The organism is Neptunomonas sp. ABH4_499 (assembly GCF_056160565.1).
On record NZ_JBSWXK010000006.1, the window covers coordinates 167,037 to 187,172 of the forward strand.

The 20,136-nt window shown below is 50.2% G+C and carries 20 protein-coding genes; 12 read left to right on the forward strand and 8 right to left on the reverse strand.

What is annotated here, in order from left to right; genetic code table 11:
* The first annotated feature begins 43 nt into the window (after positions 1 to 43).
* Genes ACXAF9_RS08300 through ACXAF9_RS08310 form a run of 3 tightly spaced genes read left to right on the forward strand, consistent with a single transcriptional unit; the run spans position 44 to position 2,115 of the window.
* Complete coding sequence (locus ACXAF9_RS08300) at positions 44 to 451, forward strand: CBS domain-containing protein (protein ID WP_475072778.1); 408 nt, start codon at positions 44 to 46, stop codon at positions 449 to 451.
* 34 nt (positions 452 to 485) lie between these two features.
* Positions 486 to 1,379, forward strand: coding sequence for a DnaT-like ssDNA-binding domain-containing protein (locus tag ACXAF9_RS08305; protein ID WP_475072779.1), 894 nt, complete (start codon positions 486 to 488; stop codon positions 1,377 to 1,379).
* Positions 1,297 to 2,115 carry a replication protein P gene (locus ACXAF9_RS08310; protein ID WP_475072782.1) on the forward strand — a complete coding sequence of 273 codons (819 nt, stop codon included), beginning with the start codon at positions 1,297 to 1,299 and terminating at the stop codon, positions 2,113 to 2,115. Before ACXAF9_RS08305 ends, ACXAF9_RS08310 begins: the two co-directional genes overlap by 83 nt.
* Positions 2,116 to 2,149: 34 nt before the next feature.
* On the opposite strand, the gene ACXAF9_RS08315 is transcribed toward ACXAF9_RS08310, so the two are convergent.
* The 3 genes from ACXAF9_RS08315 to ACXAF9_RS08325 form a co-directional block, all read right to left on the reverse strand.
* Entirely contained in the window at positions 2,150 to 3,196 is a 1,047-nt protein-coding gene (locus ACXAF9_RS08315) for a DUF3549 family protein (RefSeq protein ID WP_475072784.1), read from the reverse strand.
* Between the two features lie 108 nt (positions 3,197 to 3,304).
* A complete protein-coding gene (locus ACXAF9_RS08320; protein WP_475072786.1) occupies positions 3,305 to 3,634 on the reverse strand; it encodes a YqcC family protein in 330 nt (109 codons plus the stop codon).
* Between the two features lie 10 nt (positions 3,635 to 3,644).
* Positions 3,645 to 4,994, reverse strand: coding sequence for a class II 3-deoxy-7-phosphoheptulonate synthase (locus tag ACXAF9_RS08325; protein WP_475072788.1), 1,350 nt, complete (start codon positions 4,992 to 4,994; stop codon positions 3,645 to 3,647).
* 181 nt (positions 4,995 to 5,175) lie between these two features.
* Here ACXAF9_RS08325 and ACXAF9_RS08330 point away from each other — a divergent pair, with 181 nt between their 5' ends.
* Entirely contained in the window at positions 5,176 to 5,562 is a 387-nt protein-coding gene (locus ACXAF9_RS08330) for a carboxymuconolactone decarboxylase family protein (RefSeq protein WP_475072790.1), read from the forward strand.
* A 106-nt stretch (positions 5,563 to 5,668) separates the two neighbouring features.
* On the opposite strand, the gene ACXAF9_RS08335 is transcribed toward ACXAF9_RS08330, so the two are convergent.
* From ACXAF9_RS08335 to ACXAF9_RS08345, 3 genes are all read right to left on the reverse strand, one after another.
* Positions 5,669 to 6,583 carry a LysR family transcriptional regulator gene (locus ACXAF9_RS08335; RefSeq protein WP_475072792.1) on the reverse strand — a complete coding sequence of 305 codons (915 nt, stop codon included), beginning with the start codon at positions 6,581 to 6,583 and terminating at the stop codon, positions 5,669 to 5,671.
* 98 nt (positions 6,584 to 6,681) lie between these two features.
* Positions 6,682 to 7,587, reverse strand: coding sequence for an ornithine carbamoyltransferase (argF, locus tag ACXAF9_RS08340; protein WP_475072794.1), 906 nt, complete (start codon positions 7,585 to 7,587; stop codon positions 6,682 to 6,684).
* A gap of 66 nt (positions 7,588 to 7,653) precedes the next feature.
* Positions 7,654 to 8,856, reverse strand: coding sequence for an acetylornithine transaminase (locus ACXAF9_RS08345; RefSeq protein WP_475072796.1), 1,203 nt, complete (start codon positions 8,854 to 8,856; stop codon positions 7,654 to 7,656).
* 387 nt (positions 8,857 to 9,243) lie between these two features.
* Between ACXAF9_RS08345 and grxD the strand changes: the two genes are divergently transcribed.
* From grxD to ACXAF9_RS08360, 3 genes are all read left to right on the forward strand, one after another.
* Complete coding sequence (gene grxD / locus ACXAF9_RS08350; RefSeq protein WP_475072799.1) at positions 9,244 to 9,579, forward strand: Grx4 family monothiol glutaredoxin; 336 nt, start codon at positions 9,244 to 9,246, stop codon at positions 9,577 to 9,579.
* Positions 9,580 to 9,736: 157 nt separating this feature from the next.
* Positions 9,737 to 10,339, forward strand: a complete 603-nt coding sequence (locus ACXAF9_RS08355; protein WP_475072802.1) for a peroxiredoxin — start codon at positions 9,737 to 9,739, stop codon at positions 10,337 to 10,339.
* A 120-nt stretch (positions 10,340 to 10,459) separates the two neighbouring features.
* A complete protein-coding gene (locus ACXAF9_RS08360; protein ID WP_475072804.1) occupies positions 10,460 to 11,332 on the forward strand; it encodes an OmpA family protein in 873 nt (290 codons plus the stop codon).
* A 92-nt stretch (positions 11,333 to 11,424) separates the two neighbouring features.
* On the opposite strand, the gene rnt is transcribed toward ACXAF9_RS08360, so the two are convergent.
* Positions 11,425 to 12,051, reverse strand: a complete 627-nt coding sequence (gene rnt, locus ACXAF9_RS08365; protein ID WP_475072808.1) for a ribonuclease T — start codon at positions 12,049 to 12,051, stop codon at positions 11,425 to 11,427.
* 194 nt (positions 12,052 to 12,245) lie between these two features.
* Here rnt and ACXAF9_RS08370 point away from each other — a divergent pair, with 194 nt between their 5' ends.
* The 3 genes from ACXAF9_RS08370 (at position 12,246) to ACXAF9_RS08380 (ending at position 16,199) form a co-directional block, all read left to right on the forward strand.
* Positions 12,246 to 13,142 (forward strand): flagellar protein MotY, encoded by an 897-nt coding sequence (locus ACXAF9_RS08370; protein WP_475072810.1) that lies wholly within the window; start codon positions 12,246 to 12,248, stop codon positions 13,140 to 13,142.
* Positions 13,143 to 13,228: 86 nt separating this feature from the next.
* Entirely contained in the window at positions 13,229 to 14,455 is a 1,227-nt protein-coding gene (locus ACXAF9_RS08375; protein WP_475072812.1) for an argininosuccinate synthase, read from the forward strand.
* Positions 14,456 to 14,582: 127 nt separating this feature from the next.
* Positions 14,583 to 16,199: a hypothetical protein gene (locus ACXAF9_RS08380; RefSeq protein ID WP_475072816.1), complete on the forward strand. Its 1,617-nt coding sequence runs from the start codon at positions 14,583 to 14,585 to the stop codon at positions 16,197 to 16,199.
* Here ACXAF9_RS08380 and ACXAF9_RS08385 read toward each other — a convergent pair.
* The gene (locus ACXAF9_RS08385; RefSeq protein ID WP_475072820.1) at positions 16,121 to 16,489 is read right to left on the reverse strand and encodes a hypothetical protein; all 369 of its coding nucleotides are present in this window, start codon (positions 16,487 to 16,489) and stop codon (positions 16,121 to 16,123) included. The two genes, ACXAF9_RS08380 and ACXAF9_RS08385, sit on opposite strands and share 79 nt — an antisense overlap.
* Positions 16,490 to 16,558: 69 nt before the next feature.
* Between ACXAF9_RS08385 and ACXAF9_RS08390 the strand changes: the two genes are divergently transcribed.
* Both ACXAF9_RS08390 and ACXAF9_RS08395 read left to right on the forward strand, forming a co-directional pair.
* A complete protein-coding gene (locus ACXAF9_RS08390; RefSeq protein ID WP_475072824.1) occupies positions 16,559 to 18,679 on the forward strand; it encodes a type I secretion system permease/ATPase in 2,121 nt (706 codons plus the stop codon).
* Between the two features lie 18 nt (positions 18,680 to 18,697).
* On the forward strand, positions 18,698 to 20,023 hold the full coding sequence (locus tag ACXAF9_RS08395) for an HlyD family type I secretion periplasmic adaptor subunit (RefSeq protein ID WP_475072827.1): 1,326 nt from the start codon (positions 18,698 to 18,700) through the stop codon (positions 20,021 to 20,023).
* The last annotated feature ends 113 nt before the right edge of the window (positions 20,024 to 20,136 follow it).

The window sequence follows — 20,136 nt, forward strand, 5'->3', positions numbered from 1 at the left end:
GGGCCGGTGGGCACCGGTCCTCATGACAAGAAGGAGCGGTATCATGCTAAAATCAGTCAGCGTACATGACTATATGGCGACAGGGCTTATTACATTTTCGCCAGAAACGGATCTGTTCGAAGCCATTTCGACCTTACTTGAGTACCGTATCTCCGGTGCACCAGTCATCACTCCAAAAGGTGAGCTGGTGGGACTTATTTCCGAAGTTGATTGTCTTAAGGCCATCCTGACTTTGACGTATCACGAAGAAGAGCGTGGTGGTAAAGTAGGTGACTACATGGCCAAAGATGTAGAGACGGTCAGTTATGACGCCGACATTGTAGATGTCGCAAAAATTTTCATTGATAAAGGCCGACGCCGACTCCCCGTGGTTAAGCAGGGCAAGTTGGTAGGGCAGATCAGCCGCCGAGATATCCTAAGGGCCGTAGAGACCTTTGCGAAGTCTGGCTGAGCCAGCGCCTTCTTTCCTAAGTGGTAGTTATTACATGTCGTTTACGGTACCTGAAAAGCCGATGCTTATTTATCCCTCTTTGATGAGGGAGTTGGGTATTGATGCGGCCCTTTTGCTTGGTCAATGCTACGAGTTGCTGACCAACCCTATGATCGCGCACCACTCAGAGCAGGGCCGCGAACTACTGCTCTCGCGTGAACAATGGGCGCATGTCACTCAGTGGTGGGATGCGAGCACAGCGGAAACCCTCATTCGCCGCATCGCTGATGCACAATACCTCACTGTAAGTTTTGCCAGTGACGGTCGAGTTCATATCCGCGAAGCGCGTAAGGCGGTCGAGCCGCAACCAATGCAGACGGCGGATGTGCAGCCTATTCATCAAGCGCCCTCGCCAGAGGTTGAGCTTACTGAGCTACCGGTTTACGACACACCGCCACCGATGCCAAGGCGGCCCTTGCCCTCGAAAAATGCTTCGGTTCGTGAGCGCGGGCCTGCGCCTGTATTTGGGGGCAGTATCGGTTGGAAAAAACGCGGCAACACAGAGGCGCAACAAGATCGACTTCAGCAGTTGTTTGAACAGCATGAAGAGCGCAACCAAAAGCTTCACCCGATGGCGATGGGCTGGACGCCATCCGAGATGTTTTTCTCGATGCTGCCGCGCCATCAAATCCCAAAAGAGTTTGCGGAAACCTGTCTTGATGAGTTTGTTCTGTACTACATCGATAAAGACCGGAAAGAGAGCAATTGGGATCAAAAATTCTTAGCCTGGGTTAAGCGTGAATGGGTCAAGAAGCAAACTCAACAAGCACGCGAACAGCGCCAAGAGGGTTTTAACGGTACGAAATATGAAGACTCCCGCACAGATACTCGCGAAAAACGAAAACGGGTTACCGCAGCCATACTCGACATCAAAGACACCGACTGGTAACCCGCAGGACAGCGCCCAGCAGTCAAAGCCGCGTGGTTTATCGGTAGAAACGAAAGCGATGGTCAATATGATCTTCGCGCGTTTTATGGCGATATATGGGCATCGTTTCAAAAGCTGCTTCGAAACCCAAGAAGAGATCGTGATCGCAAAGCGAGAGTGGGCGTTAAGCATCGATAGCTACACAGAAGCTCAGCTGGTCAAAGCGGTGGACCGATGCAAAGAGACGTTGGCGTGGATGCCAACTATCTCGGAGTTTTTATCCATATTGGAAGATTTAGGTGCCGGTGATGGTGTACCTGCCGTTCGGGCCGCTTACCTTGAAGCGTGCCAGCAAGCACATCGACCTTCGCAACACGCTTGGAGCCACCCAACCGTTTACCATGCGGGTAAAGAAACCGGTTGGTTTATGCTAAAAAGTGAGGAAGAAAAGGACACTTGGCCGCTGTTTCGATACCACTTTAATGCGGTTGCGCGTCGCTTTCGAAACGGTGAGTCACTCGATATCCCATCGCCCAAAGGCATCACGGATAATCGTGATGCGACTTTGTTTGAGTTTATTCAAAGCTGGTCTAAAACTCAGCCTGTCTCTGAGGAGCAAGCCAGCTCGCTACTCTATTACCTGACTAAGCTCGAAGGTACACGTGCGCGTGCGCTGTTCCGTCAAAAGGCTGAAGAAGAGGTCGCGCGTTTGGGGTTGGATATTCAACTGCCCGATTCAGTCGAGTCTTCTTTGTAAGTTGTCGATCTTCAGTGCTTAAGTTTGGCCATTGTTAGAAACTTTGGCCAAACATCTCCCCAATGGCTTTTGATAGGGCTTCGCTTCGCTCTGGGTTGCGCAAATCTTGCAGAATCAATACCCGAAGCGTTGGGATAAACATCAAATCGGCCAAAATGCGCGAAAAGCCCGATTGCCCGGCTTCCGAAACCGCCAGTGCTTCCAAGAAGGCATGCAGCACATCCGGGAAGTTTAAAGTCTCGTGACAGCGTGTGGCGATGGCCACCATCACTTCGGCCGATTCACTGACCGGATTATCAAAGCTCAGCAGCAATAGTTTTCGCAACGTTTGCTGATCGTGCCCCTGTGAGACACCTCGCAGCATAGCCGCCACTAAAGCAGGGCTTGGAGCGGCTTTGCTGAGCTCATCCTCGATGCGGTCGGCAAGCGCTGCAAGCAGTGTGTGGGATAGCTTGGTGTGCTCAAGACAGGTACACAGGGCGCTGAGTGGCTCGTTTGGTAGGTTATGAATGGCATTGAGCACATACGCGCTGTGGTTACCTTCTTCGATACGTGAGACGAGATCGGCAATGCCTTGGTAACCCACACCTTGCCAGTGCTCCCAGCCTAGGTCGCCGGAAAAGTACGCTTTGGCACCATTAAAAAAACTGCTTGGTGCTTGGTGAGTGAGCTTTGAGGCCATCGCGTGGAACATGGCCATCTTTTCTTGGTCTGGCGTAAACGAGAAGGGGTTGTCTTTCAGTGCGTCGTGCTGCTCATCCAGTGTTTGGTTATCCAGCATTTGCTGGATGTTTTGCATCAAACGGCCCAAGAAATCATCGCGCACGGCTTGCACCAAAAAGCCTTGTTCATCGAGTGGAAACTTCAAGAACCAAACCACGTTTTGCTCGGGCGTTTTGGGGTTCCAGATGAACAACGCCATCCAAGCTTGATGCAGGTATGGGGCTGGGTAGGGGATAAGTCCCTGTTCAAACTTATCGAACTGATCTTTACTCAGTTTACTGATGCGCCGACCCATATCCAAAATGCGGTACTGGGTTCCACTGGTGCTCAATAGTTCGGTCAGGCTGGTAAGTGACATTGGATTCCCCTCTTCAATCAGCGGGGCATTTTAGCAATCTCGATCCGGGTATGCACCTGCACCTTGGATGCAAAAAAGCCCGCTAAAAAACGGGCCTTTAAAAAGCATTTAGTGGGTGATGCGTAAACAGGCATCCACCTGCTGGATTAAGTGCAATAACGCTTTGGTGTCGGCGCTATTGAGTTTGAAGGCTTCTTCTGCCATTGGGTGAATATCGCTGTTACTTGGCAAAGGATGGCGCACTTGGACCATGTGGCGAAAGCGCGGCACCATGATCCATTGAACCCACTCATGAAACTCAAGAGTATCGACACAAAACGGTTCAGGGCTGTTTAGGGCTTTGTCGCTGGGAGGCGTCTCGGCCCATAAGCCTTGGTTGTTCATTTCGGTTTCAATCGCGTCCAAAAGGAACAGCAGTTGTTGTGCTTTTTTGGTCATGGGTGCGTGCTTACCTCTGAGATGCTTTAAGTGATTCGCTGATCAAGAACGCCAGCTCCAGCGCTTGTTCGCCATTTAAGCGAGGGTCGCACTGGGTGTCGTATTGATCGGCCAAGCCTTCTTCGGTGATTTGATACGCGCCACCTGTGCATTCGGTCACGTTATGGCCTGTCATCTCAAAATGCACACCGCCCGCGTAGCTGCCTTCGGCTTTGTGTACCGCAAAGAAGGTTGTAAGCTCGGTCAAAATGTCATCGACATTTCGAGTTTTGTAGCCGTTATGCGCGGTTTTTGTGTTGCCGTGCATCGGGTCGGAGCTCCAAACGACTGAGCGGCCTTCGGCCTGAATCCGCTTAACCAGAGGCGGTAACAGCTCACCCACTTTACCCGCGCCCATGCGAGCAATCAGGGTAATGCGACCGGCTTCGTTCTCTGGGTTTAGGATATCCAACAGGCGGATCATGTCATCTTCAGAGGTGGTCGGGCCCACTTTGACGCCGACGGGGTTTTTCACACCGCGTAAAAATTCGACGTGGGCATGATCTGGCTGGCGAGTACGATCGCCAATCCACAGCATGTGAGCCGAGCAGTCGTACCAATCATTCGACAAACTGTCTTGGCGAGTCATCGCTTGCTCGTAACCCAGCAGTAACGCCTCGTGCGAAGTGTATAAGCTGGTTTCGCGGATTTGCGGTGTGTTGGCAGAATGAATGCCACAGGCTTCCATGAACGCCAAGGTTTGGTCGATCTGATCCGCTAGGTGCTGGTAACGCTCACCCAGTGGGCTTGCTGCCACAAAGCTTTGGTTCCAACGGTGCACTTCGTGAAGGTCGGCATAGCCGCCTTGCGCAAACGCCCGCAAAAGGTTCAGAGTGGCTGCCGACTGGTGATAGGCCTTTAGCAGGCGCTCTGGGTCGGGTGAGCGAGCCGCTTCTGTAAATTCAAAGGCATTTACAATGTCGCCGCGATAGCTGGGTAGGGCGATGCCATCCCTTGTTTCAAAATCGGAAGAGCGTGGTTTAGCAAACTGGCCGGCCATACGGCTGACCTTAACCACAGGCACGCGCGCCGAAAACGTCATAACGACGGCCATCTGCAACAAGACTTTAAAGGTGTCACGAATTTTGTTCGCACTGAACTCGGAAAAGCTCTCAGCACAGTCTCCGCCTTGCAGCAGAAAGGCCTGACCGTTAGCCACTTTGGCAAGGTCGGCTTTGAGAGATCGGATCTCGCCGGCAAAGACTAAAGGGGGAAGCGCTGCAAGGTCTGCTTCAACGGCCTTTAGGTGAGCCTGATCCGTGTATTCCGGTTGCTGGACGATCGGGTGTGATCTCCAGCTCTCTGGTGTCCAGTGAGTCATTGTCTTATCGTTGTTTGTCTTTAAAAAAGGATCGTTCAGTTTAAGCAATCACTACGAATATACAAGAGATCGCCTGCCATGAATCATGGTACACCTAATCATCCATTAGCCTAATGCGTATTTTATCAACGCACTTTTGCGGTGCCTTTGATCAGTCGCTATCACAAGAGGGAAGATCACCATGTCACATGAAGACCGTCGGAAGGGAGAAGCCGTCCGCCGTGAAGTAATGGGCGATGAGTTTGTCGATCGTGCGCTTAGTCAGGTGACTGAGCTAACCGAGCCAATGCAGGCGTGGATTAACGAACATGCCTGGGGATCAACTTGGCAGCGCGAAGGCTTGCCTCGCCAGACACGAAGCCTTGTAACCATTGCCATGTTGGCGGCCTTGAAAGCGCCTACTGAGCTTAAAGGTCATGTCCGCGGCGCGTTACGCAACGGATGCACTGCGCAAGAGATACAAGAAGTGCTACTGCATTCATTTGTGTATTGCGGCGCACCGGCAGGGCAAGAAGCGTTTCGTGCCGCAAAAGAAGTGATTGAACAGTGGGAAGAAGCGCAGGATTGATGAGTACTCTAAACCGCTGCCTCAGTGTTGAGGCTGTGGCACAAGCGTTCTCACGTCAGTAACAGGCTAATCGCGTAACTCTTAAATCAACTCGCTCATTACATAATTAGGCAGAGCGGATGCCCGTCAAGGTGCTGAACGACACCTCTTTAGCTGTATCTAGGAAGTCGACCATAAACTCGGCGTTCTTCTGGTCTTCACGAATGGCGGCGTACAGCGTGCACCATACCCCTTTCTCGCCCAGTGATTTGGCCAGTACATAATCTTTTTGAAGATATTCGTGCAAAGCCCAATTGGGTAGGGCGGCTACACCGCGACCGCTGGCCACCAACTGCAGCATCATCAGCGTAAGCTCTGCGGTTCGCACCTCTTTGGGTTCGGCCCCAGCAGGTTCTAAAAAGCGAGTAAAGAGATCCAATCGGTTTTGATCCACCGGGTAGGTGATCACCGTTTCTTGCTCAAGGTCAAACGGTTGGATGTATTTCTTCGACGCTAAACGATGACGTTTGGAGACGGCCAGTAAAGACTCATAGCTGAACAAAGGGATGTACATAATCCCTGTTTTAGGTTCAGGGTCAGAGGTGATCACCAAGTCCAGATCACCGCGCGCAAGGGCAGGCAGTGGGTGGAAGGTGAAACCACTGGAGAGATCCATTTCAACTTCGGGCCAGTGTTGGCGAAAGTGATCAATGGTCGGCATCAACCAGTCAAAGCAGCTGTGACAATCAATGGAGATGTTCAATCGGCCCGCTTCACCGCCTGCCAAGCGAGCGATGTCCCGCTCGGTATTGCGGATCATCGGCAGGACTTCGTCGGCTAACGTGAGCAGGCGCTGCCCTGCGGATGTAAAGCAGATGGGCTTGGTTTTACGAATGAACAAAGAGCAGTTGAGACGATCTTCGAGATCCTTGATCTGGTGTGAGAGGGCCGATTGTGTCAGGTGGACACGTTCAGCGGCTTCAACCAGACTGCCTGCGTCGCGCAGCGCGGATAACGTTTTAAGATGTCGGAGTTCAATCATGCTTCAATCCCAGGTTGGCTGTGCACATATCAATAAGAACAGTTTAGACCCAGTCTATGAAAAACGGTCAATAAAGTCATATTGACCGTTATATCAGCTTATTGAACCAGTAGGAATTCAAGCAGCGCTTTTTGTGCGTGAAGGCGGTTTTCGGCTTCATCGAACACAACAGAACGTGGGTCGTCCATCATTTCTGCACTGACTTCCTCGCCACGGTGGGCTGGTAGGCAGTGCATAAACAGAGCGTCTGGCGCAGCTTTATCCATCAAAGTCGTATTGACCTGGAAACCATCAAATCGTTTCAAACGCGCTTCTTGTTCATCCTCTTGCCCCATGGACGCCCATACGTCAGTCGTCACCAAGTGAGCACCGGCGACCGCCTCTTCTGGCGAGTGGGTGATCATCAAGCGGTCTTTGTATTGCTCGATCAGCTCGGCTTTGGGTTCAAACCCTTTCGGACAAGCGATGTTCAGTTTGAAGTCCAGCATGGCCGCCGCGTTCATGTAGGATTGGCACATGTTGTTGCCATCGCCAATCCACGCAACCGTTTTGCCCTTAATGTCGCCACGGTGCTCGAAAAACGTTTGCATGTCGGCCAACAGTTGGCACGGATGGTAATCATCGGTCAGCGCATTGATCACTGGCACGCGTGAAAACTCTGCAAAACGCTCCACGATGTCATGGCTAAAGGTACGGATCATGACCACATCGACCATGCTTGAGATCACACGGGACGAATCTTCGATAGGCTCACCACGGCCAAGTTGGGTATCACGCGATGATAAGAACATAGCGTGGCCACCCAGTTGAGCCATACCCGCTTCAAAGGAAACGCGGGTTCGGGTCGAGGCTTTCTCGAAGATCATGGCCATCACTTTATTGGATAATGGCTCATACACTTCACCGCGGTTGCGCATCGCTTTTAAAGTCGAAGCGCGACCTAAGATGTGTCTTAATTCGTCGGGTGTTAAATCATTCAGCGTTAAAAAATGTCTGGTAGTCATAAATCAGAACCGCACGTCGCGGAACTCCTTGCAATACGGCTTTCTTTATTAAGGGAAGCGAACGAATTACGCGCGTGGTTTAGAGCGCTCGTCAGCTGCATAAATTTTGATCAGCTTGCACAGTGTGTTCACCAGCAAATCGGCCTCAGTGTCGTTCATGATCAGAGGCGGTAATAAACGTACCACTTTTCCGCCCCCAGTCACGTTGATCAATAAGCCCTTTACTTTCGCTAAAACGGCAAGCTCGGAGCCGGCTTCGTTCAGCTCAATAGCGATCATAAGGCCTTGGCCACGAATCTCTTTGATGTAGTTCATGCCTTCAAGGACATCTTTGATGCCCGCCAAGATGCGCTTACCCAATTCGTTAGCTCGTTCACACAGGCCTTCACTCATGATGGTCTCTGTTACGGCAAGGCCGACTGCGCAGGCTAATGGCGTTCCGCCAAACGTAGAGCCGTGAGCGCCAGGTGCAAAAACTTCTGCGGCGCGACCGCGGGCAATGCAGGCACCAATCGGGAAGCCGTTACCTAGACCTTTTGCGGTAGTAACAACGTCAGGCACGATGTGGGTATGTTGATACGCAAAGTAGCGACCGGTTCGACCATTGCCAGTTTGGACTTCATCCAGCATCAGGAGCCAGTCATTCTCGTCGCAGATGTCACGCAGCTCGCCAAGGTATTCTTTTGCTGGGATACGAACACCGGCTTCACCTTGAATAGGCTCAACAAAGATTGCAACCACGTTCTTGTTGTTGGCGGCAATGGCTTTGATGGCGTCGATATCATCGTAAGGTGCGCGAATGAATCCGCTGACCAATGGCTCAAAGCCTGCTTGTGCAGAGCGATTACCGGTGGCCGTTAATGTTGCTAATGTACGACCGTGAAACGCACCGTCCATAACGATGATGGTAGGGGTGTCGATGCCTTTACTATGACCGAATTTACGCGCCAGTTTGATGGCCGCTTCATTCGCTTCTGCGCCTGAGTTGGCGAAGAAGACTTTATCCATACCCGATATATCACACAGTCGATCGCCCAGTTCTTCCTGCAATGGAATGCGGTAGATGTTGGAGGTGTGCATCAGTTTACCGGCCTGTTCTGTAATCGCACGAGTCACAGCTGGGTGAGAATGGCCAAGGCCACACACAGCAATACCCGACAAAGCATCCAGGTAACGGTTACCGTCGGTATCGAACAGCCATGCTCCTTCGCCAGACTCAAAGCTGACGGACAAGCGGTTGTATGTGTTCATCAAGGACGGATACGTCATAGTAAGTCTCCCTTACAACGCAAAAAGGCAGCCAGAGCTGCCGTTTGAGCAAAACATTTTATTGTCAGTGTCGAATTTTCGCAAATTCGCGTCCGTTTCTCTTTAATTAAGACGCATTTGACCCCATATTAGCAGTAAATCAGGCATTTGCGATGCCTTTTTCTGCTTTTTTGCAAGCGTAATCTTTCTCTTTGAAACCCAATAATAACCGAGTTAAAGGGTTGGGTTTTGTGTTAGCATTACGCTCAAACAGACGTTGAGTTCGCTTGGCGCCTAACAATAAGGACCGGATCGACAGAATCGTGATTACTCGAGCAAACCCGTTTCCGAGTAAGTAGAGAGCAACTCCGGTGGATCGTTAAAACCCGTGTTATAGAAGGTAGACTCATGAGTACGCTTGAGACCATTAAAGACCAGATCGAAAATAATGCCATTCTTTTGTACATGAAAGGCACACCGCGCTTCCCACAGTGTGGTTTCTCATCTCGTGCGGTTGAAGCTTTGATGTCTTGTGGTGAGCGCTTTGCGTTCGTCAACATTCTGGAGAATCCAGACATTCGTCAAGAGTTACCGGTTTATGCAAACTGGCCAACGTTCCCACAGTTGTGGGTCAATGGTGAGTTGGTGGGCGGTTGTGACATCATCACCGAGATGCACACATCAGGTGAGTTGCAAACCCTGATCAAAGAAGCTGCTCAAAACGACGATTCGGCTGCTGAATAAACAACCAAACTCTTTGTGATACGCCGTTAAAATGCGCGTTACAATGTAAGTGATCACAAAGGGTTGTTTTGAGCTTTCTGCACTGACATTATTTGTTCATGGATGTCTGTAACTCTACAGATATCTGATTAACACTTGGAACTTAACGGAGAATACAATGGGTGTATTAGTAGGAAAACAGGCTCCAGATTTCACCGCTGCAGCGGTATTGGGCACTGGCGAAATCGTTGACACGTACAACCTGAAAGAAGCGATCAAAGGTAAATACGGTCTGGTCTTTTTCTACCCTCTGGACTTCACATTCGTATGTCCTTCTGAGCTGATCGCTCTGGACAAGCGTATGGATGCATTCACTGAGCGTGGCGTTGAAGTGATCGGCGTATCTATCGACTCTCAATTCACTCACAACGCATGGCGAAACACACCGGTTAACCAAGGTGGTATCGGTCCGGTTAAGTACACTCTGGTTGCTGACACTAAGCACGAAATCTGCCAAGCGTACGACGTTGAAGCAGATGCGGGTGTTGCATTCCGTGGCGCGTTCCTGATCGACAAAGAAGGCAACGTACGTTCTCAGATCGTTAACGACTTGCCACTGGGTCGTAACATGGACGAGCTGATCCGTCTGGTTGACGCTCTGCAATTCCACGAAGAGCACGGCGAAGTTTGCCCAGCGGGTTGGAACAAAGGCGACGAAGGTATGAATGCATCTCCAGAAGGCGTTGCAAAATACCTGTCAGAGTCTTCTGACAAACTGTAATTAATACGCTTTTTTAAGAAAACCCACGTTCTGACGTGGGTTTTTTTTTGTTCATTCGAGTTAAGATATAATACATTTCGTACGTATTGATCCGATTTAATGTAAAGGAAAAGAAGCGATATGCAATCAACCAAACTTTTGGGTGTTTTGGCGTTAAGTGGGGTTATTGGTCTGGCAGGCTGTGCTGAAGTACCCAAAGCAAAATGGCAACAGAGCACGCCTTTGTGCGTGGCGGCCGGTGCAGTTGCAGGTGGCGCAGGTGCGGCAGCCGCCGACAGTGAAGCGGCAGCAGGTGCGTTGGTCGGTGCAGGTATTGCGTATCTTTTCTGCCATAAAGAGGCGGTGTGTAAAGCTGATGAGGTTCGTGTCGGTCAATCGTGCGAGCTGGATTCCGACCGTGACGGTATTATCAATGCGGATGATCAATGCCCATCAACGGTCCCATACGCCAAAGTAAATGCTCAAGGGTGTGAGTTAGATTCGGATAACGACGGTGTTGTGAATCGCTTAGATCAATGTCCAGATACCGTCGAAGGTGCTATGGTTAACGCCTTTGGTTGTGCGAACGATGAAGATAAAGACGGTGTCCCGAATGAGATGGACTTGTGCCCTAACTCCGTTGTAGGGCGTGCGGTTGATCAGAACGGATGTGAGCCAGAAAAAGAGATAACCTTAAATGGGGTTGAGTTTGAGTATAAATCCTCTGATCTGACAGCGCAGGCAAAACTTCGTCTTAACGATACGGTGCAGACCCTTAAGGCCAATAGCTTCTCCTATGAGGTTCAAGGTCATACCGACTCTGTGGCATCCGATGAGTACAACCGCCGTTTATCCAAGTCCCGTGCAGAATCGGTTAAGAGCTACGTGGTATCTCAAGGTATTGATGCCTCTCGTTTGACCGCCGTTGGTTTGGGAGAAGCAAAACCGATTGCGAGCAATGCCACAGAAACTGGGCGTGCGCAAAATCGTCGAGTGGTATTGGTTTTGAAGTAAGTCTTTAAGAAGTGAGCGCTTTAAAAAGTACACAAAAATAGCGGCCTATGCCGCTATTTTTATTTGGATTCGTAAACGCGTTTTCGAGCGTATCAGTCAGAGTCCTGCAGCGCTAACACCATGTCCCAGCCACCTAAGTCTTTCCAGCGGTTAACAATGCCGCAGAAAAGCTCGGCCGTTTTTTCGGTGTCATAAAGCGCTGAGTGGGCTTGCTTCCCATCAAAGGGGATTCCGGCAACATCACAGGCTTTCGCTAACACGGTTTGACCGTAAGCCAAGCCTGCTAAGGTTGCGGTATCGAACGTTGAGAAGGGGTGGAATGGATTGCGCTTAATGTCGGTACGTAATGCAGCTTGCGACACAAAGCCGTGATCGAACGAAGCGTTGTGGCCCACTAAGATAGCGCGTTTGCACCCATGTGCTTTAACCGCTTTGCGGATCGGTTTAAAGATGATCTCAAGTGCTTCAAGTTCGGGTACGGCTTCGCGGTCTGGGTCAAACGGGTCAATCCCCGTAAAATCCAGAGCGGCGCGTTCTAGGTTGGCACCTTCAAAAGGGTCCACTTGCGCTGAGAAGGACTGATCAGGGATCAAATACCCTTGCTCATCCATCGTCAGAGTAACGGCGGCAATCTCTAAAAGCGCATCGGTTTTCGCGTTAAATCCGGCTGTTTCTACATCCACGACCACTGGAAGATATCCGCGAAAGCGCTCAGCCATGAGGTGAGCTGCTGAGTGATTGTTCAAAAGGGATCCTTACCGCTTATAACGGACAATGTTTAAAAAGTGGTCAAACACACGTAATCCCATTCTATCAGGCTGCATAGATTAGGCCAAACCTCCCCCTTAAGCACAGACCAACTCCGCCGATACCTTTAAGTGGATATGATTTGTTAATCGTTGGTGCACTCTGAATGCGAGCAAGACTCTTACCTAAACAGTGTTTGATGCATGGCCGTAGCCTCGTGTTTACGGGGCTTTTGGGTGTTTGTCTCGTCTCAAGTGCCGATGCCGTAAGCTTTGTTGCACCGATCGATGAGTCCCAGTGGGATCTGGAAGAATCCCGCTTCTACTGTAAGTTAAGTCAGCCTATACCGTCCTTTGGAGCGGGTACATTTGTGCACGAAGCAGGGGAGCGCGCCGTTTTTGAGCTGGTGCCCACCCAAAAAGGGAGTTTTTCGGGCAGTATTCGTTTAGTGGCTGCGGCATCACCTTGGCAGCCGGGCAGTGCACCTAAAGCGATTGGTAATATCCCGGTGACGATCAACGATCGAAAAGTCGTGGCTGATGAGCGCTACGCCGGTGAAATGCTCGCTTCTCTTTATGGCGGCATGTTCCCAACGTTTCGAATCCCAAACTGGTTGGGTTCAAGTCAAAGCGTGAATGTGGCGCTCTCCTCGGTTAATTTCCAAAAAACCTATCTTGATTATGCCAAGTGCGTGGATAACTTATTGCCGGTGAATTACCGCCAAGTGGCGCGGACGGCGGTGCTGTATCCTCCTGCGCAGTGGCGTTTATCCGATGCGACTAAGGATCGTCTGGATTTAATCGTCGAATATCTAAAAGAAGACGATAAAGTTCGCTCGGTCTTTGTCGATGGTCACTCCGACAATGCCGGTCGTCGCTTGCTTAACCGAGATCTGTCTAAGCAACGAGCCGAAGAGGTCACCCGCTATTTAGTGGCCCAAGGCATATCGGAAGATCTGATCACAACGCGCTTTCACGGTGAGCGTTACCCCGTTGTTCCAAACAATACGGCCGATAACCGAGCTCGAAACCGAAGAACCACAATTCGCCTTGAGCGAGACTGATGCGGCATTTTCTCTTTGTAAGTGATATGATTGGGCGCTTAATTCCGTTTGAGTGGCGTTAGCCGTTGATTCTTTGGAGCAGATGAATGTCTGATGTTAAAAAGGTTGTTCTGGCCTACTCCGGTGGTCTGGATACATCCGTTATTGTTCGTTGGTTGCAAGAAACCTACAACTGTGAAGTCGTAACGTTCACAGCCGATTTGGGGCAGGGCGAAGAAGTTGAGCCTGCTCGTGCAAAAGCGCAAGCTTTGGGTGTGAAAGAGATCTATATCGAAGATCTGCGCGAAGAGTTTGTTCGCGACTTCGTATTCCCAATGTTCCGTGCAAACGCAATCTATGAAGGCGAATACCTGTTGGGTACGTCTATTGCTCGCCCATTGATTGCAAAACGCCTGGTTGAAATTGCCAACGAAACCGGTGCTGATGCTATCTCTCACGGTGCTACGGGTAAAGGTAACGACCAAGTACGTTTCGAAATGGGCGCTTACGCTCTGAAGCCGGGTGTTAAAGTCATCGCACCTTGGCGTGAGTGGGAACTGACATCCCGTGAAACGTTAATGGCTTACTGCGAGAAGCATGACATCCCTGTCGATTTCTCGAACAAGAAGAAAAAGTCACCTTACTCAATGGACGCTAACTTGCTGCACATCTCTTACGAAGGCGGCATTTTGGAAGATCCTTGGGCCGAAGCTGAAGATGATATGTGGCGCTGGTCGGTTTCCCCAGAGGAAGCGCCAGATGAAGCGACTTACCTTGAGTTGAGCTACAAAAACGGTGACATCGTTGCCATTAATGGCGAAGCCATGTCTCCTGCGACCGTGCTTGAAACTCTGAACAAAATCGGTGGCGCTAACGGCATTGGCCGTTTGGACATCGTAGAAAACCGCTTTGTCGGCATGAAGTCTCGTGGTTGCTACGAAACACCAGGCGGCACCATCATGATGCGTGCGCACCGTGCGATCGAGTCCATTACTCTGGACCGTGAAGCGGCACACTTGAAAGATGAGCTGATGCCTCGTTACGCCGAGTTGGTTTACAACGGTTTCTGGTGGGCTGAAGAGCGTAAAATGCTGCAAGAGATGATCGATTACAGCCAGCGTCATGTGAACGGTGATGTTCGCCTGAAACTGTATAAAGGTAACGTGATTGTTGTCGGCCGTCGCTCAGAAGACAGCTTGTTCGATGAGAGCATTGCGACGTTCGAAGACGATGCGGGTTCTTACAACCAGAAAGATGCAGAAGGCTTTATCAAGCTGAACTCTCTGCGTATGCGTATCGCTGCAAGCAAAGGTCGTGATCTGTTAAAAGATTAATCCTGCCTGCTACGCATCAAGAAAACCCGCTTTAGGCGGGTTTTTTTATGGCAGAAAACAGAGTTGTTTTTGTAAAACGACACTTTTTTGCATAGGCTGAAGTAAGGCCCTTAATCAGTAGTAACCGATGTCGCAGCAGTTATCGAAACGATCGATTTTAATCGTGGATCACGACACCAAAGCCGTCGAGCAACAACGCCGCCTAATTCAATCAATGGGGGCGACGGTTGTTGATGTCGCTATTTCGGTCGATATGGCGATGATGATGCTCCGTCTTATGCCGTATGATCTGATCGTGATCAGCTATGATATGGGCGCACGACAAAAAACGGGTCTGCAACTGATCGAAGAGGCGCGCCGCGAAAGACTGGCTATCCATAAATCGGCCATTGTCGTGGCTGTGAATGATCAACCTGAGTTGAAGTACGCTGCCCTCATTAACGCCCCCGACCTGTTGATCAAAAAACCACTTCACGCCGCAGATGTTTCAAGGCTGATCGAAAAACTCAGCCGCATTAAGCGAGCCGTTGCGCCTGTTGAACACGCCTTAAACGAGCAAGAGTGGGAGTCAGCCCTCTTGTTTATCGCTAAATTACAAACCCTGTATCCTGCGCTGTACACCTACTTAAACCGTTTACGGGGGTATGCTCTTTTATCGCTTAATCGGTTGGCCGAGGCATTGGCCTGCTTTGATGAGGTGTATCAACAAAAAGGGGCTGTTTGGTCGGCACTGGGCAAGGGTGTTGTCCTCAATCGGATGGGACGCTTTGATGAGGCCAAGACGTACCTGAGCGATGTGTTGGATAAAACACACTACAGTGCCGATGCCTTTGAGGAGTTGGCGCTGTGCCATAGCCTTTGCGGGGACGCCTTTGCGGCTTTTATGTTGCTCCAGCGTGCCGCCTTACTGCAGCCTGGAGCGGTTACCGTGCAACTTCGCTTAGCGGAGGAAGCTGCTTTTTTGGGGGAGTTTCAAGACGCGATCAAAGCCTACGAGGAGGCGATACGCCTAGGGAAGCATTCAACGCTGTTGGATGTGTCGGCTTACCTTGGACTCATTAAAATTCGCATCGCCGCGCTTGATCCAAAGAACATCAGTGATGCCGAGATAGACGCGGTATTAGCTGCAATTGATCAAGTAGAATATGAATTCAAAGGGTTGGATGCTCGGTTTGCTGTCCAGGTGTATCGGGCCATGATGCGCTATAAATTGCGTCAAAGCGCCATGGCTAAGGATCATCTTCAAAAAGCCGCCACACTGTTATCCAAGATGGATCAAGATGAGCACTTAATCTGGTCGTCTTGGTTACAGGAAGCCATCGAGGTAAATGGGATTGAATTAGCCTTGCCTGGCCCCTCGAAAAAAGAGGAGCCCCCCGCTTGGTTAACCTTATATCGGAAAGGGGTCGACTCCTCTTCACAGCAGGAGAATGTGCTGTCACTGGCTTACCTCAAAAAAGCCAATGCATTGGTGCCTGATAACTTATCGGTTTTGCTGGCCTACGGTGAAACCTGCATACGACAAGGTGAGACTCTCTCTGTATCCGAGTTGGCACCGATGATGTGTGCCTTGCATTCGGTGCCTTACGGCTGCCTAACCGCCCGGCAGGAGATTCGTGTGCGCCTATTACTCAAGCAGTTCAGTGCGTTAGTGGCACAGGAGGCTCAGATTAAGTCGTCTTCGTCCGATAAAATAGAAGGGTCTTCAGGGGATGAGGTCACTTCGCTGATGGAATCGCCCTGAATCATTCGGCGAGCAAGCTTACGAGTCAGTAACTTACGCTGCGCGCCGTTCGGTAAGTCGGTAAAGATGATCAGATTTTTATCGATCAAAACTTCGATCAAGTCCTCAATGATTCGCGTGATCGCTTGGTCGGATTGATCAAGGTAGCTGTCTGGGGAAAAGTTTTCATCTTCAACGGATAAAAACGCACGAACTTCCGGGTGGTAGAGATCCACCGGTTCGCTGCCAGCTTGAGCGGTTTCGGAAAGTCCGACGATGCGGCCTTCGGAGTTACGAATGGCGTAAAGCATTGAAGTGATATCTTTTCGTTCAGTATTTACATGTTAGTATGTAGCCCAATCTTTCTTTTGGTCAAGAAAATGGAAGTAACGCACGACGCTTTATTGAATTGTTTGGTTCATTTGACTCAACAAAATCATCGACCACTGTCGGCGGCTGCACTCAGGGATGGGTTACCGCTGGAAAATAATCGCCTGACGCCTAAATTGTTTGTTCGCGCGGCGAAGCGCGCTGGTTTCAGTGCGCGTATTGTTCAGCGATCGTTACAAGATATCTCTTCTTTGACGTTGCCCGCGGTCTTGCTGCTGGAAAATGACGACGCTTGCATCTTGCAAGAGTGGCACCCAGACACTGACGAGGTCACCATCATTCAGCCAGACAGCGGCGGTGCGCATACGCTTAGCCGTGAAGAGCTTGAATCCCATTACACGGGCTATGCTATTTTTTGCCGTTTGGAATACCGCTTTGCCGAGCAGGTATCCCGAGTGCTAGATCAAAAAGAGGGGCATTGGTTTTGGGGGACGATTTGGCGCTCCTCCCGTATCTATCGTGATGTGTTGATCGCGTCTTTTCTGATTAACCTCTTTGTATTGGCAAACCCGTTGTTTGTCATGAACGTCTACGACCGGGTGGTGCCCAATGCGGCGATAGACACCCTGTGGGTGTTAGCCATCGGTGTTATTACCGTATACATCTTTGATTTTGGATTAAAGATGCTGCGGGCGTACTTTATCGAAATTGCCGGTAAGAAAGCCGACATTTTGTTGTCGTCCATTCTGTTTGAAAAAGTATTGTCGCTGCAGTACGGGTCAATCCCCAATTCGGTCGGTGGCTTTAGCAGTAACTTACGAGAGTTTGAGAGCATCCGCACCTTCTTAAGCTCGACGACCAACACCATCATTATTGATATTCCGTTTGCGATCATCTTCTTGATTGTGATGGGCATCATTGGCGGCCCGTTAGTGGTTGTGCCGCTGGTGGGGATCCCCTTAATTGTGATCTTCTCCTTGATCACGGCTCGCAAATTGAAAGCGACGGTTGAGAAAACCTTTGCCGCCAGCGCGAAGAAAAACGCCACCTTGGTTGAAACCTTAACCGCAATGGAAACGGTCAAGACCCAACGCTCGTCTTCGGCCTTACAGCTTCAGTGGGAGCAAGCCGTAGGCTATATTGCTCAGTGGGGCTTGAAGGCTAAGATGCTGTCAGCATCGGTGACCAACTTTGCCGGTTTTGTCACACAGGTGTGTTCGGTCGCTCTGGTGATTACCGGTGTTTATCTGATTGCAGAGCGAGAGATCACTATGGGTGCGCTGATCGCCTGTGTGATCTTATCGGGACGTGTTTTGCAACCGATGGCGCAAGTGGCAGGTTTGGTGACCAGCTTCCACCAGTCCAAAGCGGCACTTGAAGCGTTAGAAAATATCATGAGCTTGCCAGATGAGCGCGACGCCGGGCGTCAGTTTGTTCATCGTCCAGAACTTAAAGGTAAGCTTGAATTTAAAGACGTTAAGTTCAAATACCCAGGCGCTGAGCACGCGTCCCTTGAGCGTGTTTCTTTCCGCATTCAAGCGGGCGAGAAGGTCGCTTTAATTGGACGTATTGGCTCGGGTAAATCGACCGTCGAAAAGTTATTGATGGGGCTGTACAAACCTGAAGAGGGTTCGGTGCGCATTGATGACATCGATATCAATCAGATTGACCCAGTGGATCTTCGCCGAAACATAGGTTACGTGCCGCAAGACATCATGCTGTTTAACGGTACGCTTCGAGATAACATCGTGATGGGGTCGCCGGAGGCCGAGGATGCGCGTTTAATCAAAGCATCTGAGCTGGCCGGTGTGGATCACTTCGTGAACCGACATCCTCACGGTTACGACATGCAGGTGGGGGAACGCGGTTCGTCTCTTTCTGGTGGTCAGCGTCAAGCCGTGGCCATCGCGCGTGCGCTGATTCATGAGCCAAGCATCATGATTTTGGATGAGCCGACCAATTCGATGGATAACACCTCGGAAGAGTCCATCCGTAAGCAGTTGGAAACCTACACCAAAGATAAAACCTTGGTGCTGATCACACACAAAATGTCTTTGTTGTCGCTGGTTGACCGAGTCGTCGTGATCGATAACGGATTCGTAGTCGCCGATGGTCCAAAAGCCGTGGTATTGGATGCCCTAAAACAAGGGCGTTTACACATTCAGCGTTAAAGGTAAGGCGTCAGCTCAATGAGTGACAAAGTGGATAAGCAAGACCTTAAATTTATGTCGAGTGTGAGTGAAGCCATGCTCGAACAAACGCCTAAAGGTGCACGTGTGCTGCTTTGGGCGATCTTTGCCTTCGTTATCATCGCGATTGTATGGGCAAACTGGGCAACGCTGGATGAGATCAGTCGAGGGGAGGGTGAGATCATCCCGTCACTGCAGCTGCAGCGTGTGCAAAACTTAGAGGGCGGTGTGGTCTCTGAGATTCTGGTTCATGAGGGTGATGTTGTCGAAAAAGGCCAGTTGCTGTTGCGCATCGATGACACGCGCTATGCCAGTACCTTTAAAGAGAGCTATGTGCGCCAGTTGGAGTTAATTGCAAAAGCGGCGCGTTTACGCTCTGAAGCTGAACAGACCGAATTTGTTGAGCCGTCTAATTTTCCCGAGCAATACCGAAGCTTAATCGAGCAAGAGAAAACCTTATTCCTAGCCCGTAAGCAGGAGTTGTCTAACAACAAAGCGATTTTAGAACAGCAAATTACCCAGCGAAGACAAGAGCTGCGTGAAGCCCAAGCAAAACGAACGCAGCTGCAGCGCAGTTATAACCTGCTGAATAAAGAGCTTCGTATCACTCAGCCGCTGGTAGGTGAGGGGGTTATCTCGGAGGTTGAGTTCCTGCGGCTGCAACGCCAGGTAAACGACTTAGCGGGTGAGCTGGATGGTATTCGCCTCAGTATTCCAAGGATTGAATCTTCTATTACCGAAACCGAGCGAAAGCTCTCGGAAGCCGAGTTGCAGTTCGTTAGTCTTGCGCGTCAAGAGCTAAACGAAGCCTCTTCGGAGGCGGCACGGATCAAAGAGTCGCTTGAAGGTATGCAAGATCGCATCACTCGAAGCGAAGTGCGTGCGCCGGTTAAAGGCACCATCAAGCAGCTGTTAGTAAACACGGTTGAAGGGGTTGTGCAGCCCGGTGATGACATTATCACCATTGTTCCGTGGGAAGATGAGCTGCTGGTGGAAGCTAAAATTTTGCCATCCGACATTGCTCGGGTTCGTGTAGGTCAGCCTGCGGTCGTCAAAGTATCGGCCTATGACTTTAGTATTTACGGTGGTGTGGATGCGACGGTTGTATTTGTATCCCCTAGTACAATACTCGATGAGGAACAACAACCGCATTATATCGTGCGCTTAAAAACACAAAGTCCGTTTATCGAGCGTGATGGACAAGAACTACCGTTAATGACGGGTATGACGGTTGCTGTTGATATCATCACTGGCGAGAAAACCGTTATGGATTACCTGCTAAAACCGATACTTAAAGCTAAGCAAAATGCGATGACAGAGCGTTAATGCGTTCATCTTGGTTTCATAAAGTAGTCGGTATAGTGCGCTTTATTGAGATGATCGACCGTTTTTTTTGAGTTGTGCTAGCAAAAACAAGAAGTTGTTCTAAACTTATTTGT

What these genes read in the sequence shown, in the direction of transcription:
- ACXAF9_RS08310 (WP_475072782.1), top strand. Translation starts at nt 1,297, where the DNA reads ATGAAGACTCCCGCACAGATACTCGCGAAAAACGAAAACGGGTTACCG.
- rnt (WP_475072808.1), bottom strand. Translation starts at nt 12,051, where the DNA reads ATGGCTGAGCGCTTTCGCGGATATCTTCCAGTGGTCGTGGATGTAGAA.
- argF (WP_475072794.1), bottom strand. Translation starts at nt 7,587, where the DNA reads ATGACTACCAGACATTTTTTAACGCTGAATGATTTAACACCCGACGAA.
- grxD (WP_475072799.1), top strand. Translation starts at nt 9,244, where the DNA reads ATGAGTACGCTTGAGACCATTAAAGACCAGATCGAAAATAATGCCATT.
- ACXAF9_RS08325 (WP_475072788.1), bottom strand. Translation starts at nt 4,994, where the DNA reads ATGACTCACTGGACACCAGAGAGCTGGAGATCACACCCGATCGTCCAG.
- ACXAF9_RS08385 (WP_475072820.1), bottom strand. Translation starts at nt 16,489, where the DNA reads ATGCTTTACGCCATTCGTAACTCCGAAGGCCGCATCGTCGGACTTTCC.
- ACXAF9_RS08315 (WP_475072784.1), bottom strand. Translation starts at nt 3,196, where the DNA reads ATGTCACTTACCAGCCTGACCGAACTATTGAGCACCAGTGGAACCCAG.
- ACXAF9_RS08355 (WP_475072802.1), top strand. Translation starts at nt 9,737, where the DNA reads ATGGGTGTATTAGTAGGAAAACAGGCTCCAGATTTCACCGCTGCAGCG.
- ACXAF9_RS08335 (WP_475072792.1), bottom strand. Translation starts at nt 6,583, where the DNA reads ATGATTGAACTCCGACATCTTAAAACGTTATCCGCGCTGCGCGACGCA.
- ACXAF9_RS08375 (WP_475072812.1), top strand. Translation starts at nt 13,229, where the DNA reads ATGTCTGATGTTAAAAAGGTTGTTCTGGCCTACTCCGGTGGTCTGGAT.
- ACXAF9_RS08305 (WP_475072779.1), top strand. Translation starts at nt 486, where the DNA reads ATGTCGTTTACGGTACCTGAAAAGCCGATGCTTATTTATCCCTCTTTG.
- ACXAF9_RS08300 (WP_475072778.1), top strand. Translation starts at nt 44, where the DNA reads ATGCTAAAATCAGTCAGCGTACATGACTATATGGCGACAGGGCTTATT.
- ACXAF9_RS08380 (WP_475072816.1), top strand. Translation starts at nt 14,583, where the DNA reads ATGTCGCAGCAGTTATCGAAACGATCGATTTTAATCGTGGATCACGAC.
- ACXAF9_RS08320 (WP_475072786.1), bottom strand. Translation starts at nt 3,634, where the DNA reads ATGACCAAAAAAGCACAACAACTGCTGTTCCTTTTGGACGCGATTGAA.
- ACXAF9_RS08360 (WP_475072804.1), top strand. Translation starts at nt 10,460, where the DNA reads ATGCAATCAACCAAACTTTTGGGTGTTTTGGCGTTAAGTGGGGTTATT.
- ACXAF9_RS08370 (WP_475072810.1), top strand. Translation starts at nt 12,246, where the DNA reads ATGCGAGCAAGACTCTTACCTAAACAGTGTTTGATGCATGGCCGTAGC.
- ACXAF9_RS08395 (WP_475072827.1), top strand. Translation starts at nt 18,698, where the DNA reads ATGAGTGACAAAGTGGATAAGCAAGACCTTAAATTTATGTCGAGTGTG.
- ACXAF9_RS08330 (WP_475072790.1), top strand. Translation starts at nt 5,176, where the DNA reads ATGTCACATGAAGACCGTCGGAAGGGAGAAGCCGTCCGCCGTGAAGTA.
- ACXAF9_RS08345 (WP_475072796.1), bottom strand. Translation starts at nt 8,856, where the DNA reads ATGACGTATCCGTCCTTGATGAACACATACAACCGCTTGTCCGTCAGC.
- ACXAF9_RS08390 (WP_475072824.1), top strand. Translation starts at nt 16,559, where the DNA reads ATGGAAGTAACGCACGACGCTTTATTGAATTGTTTGGTTCATTTGACT.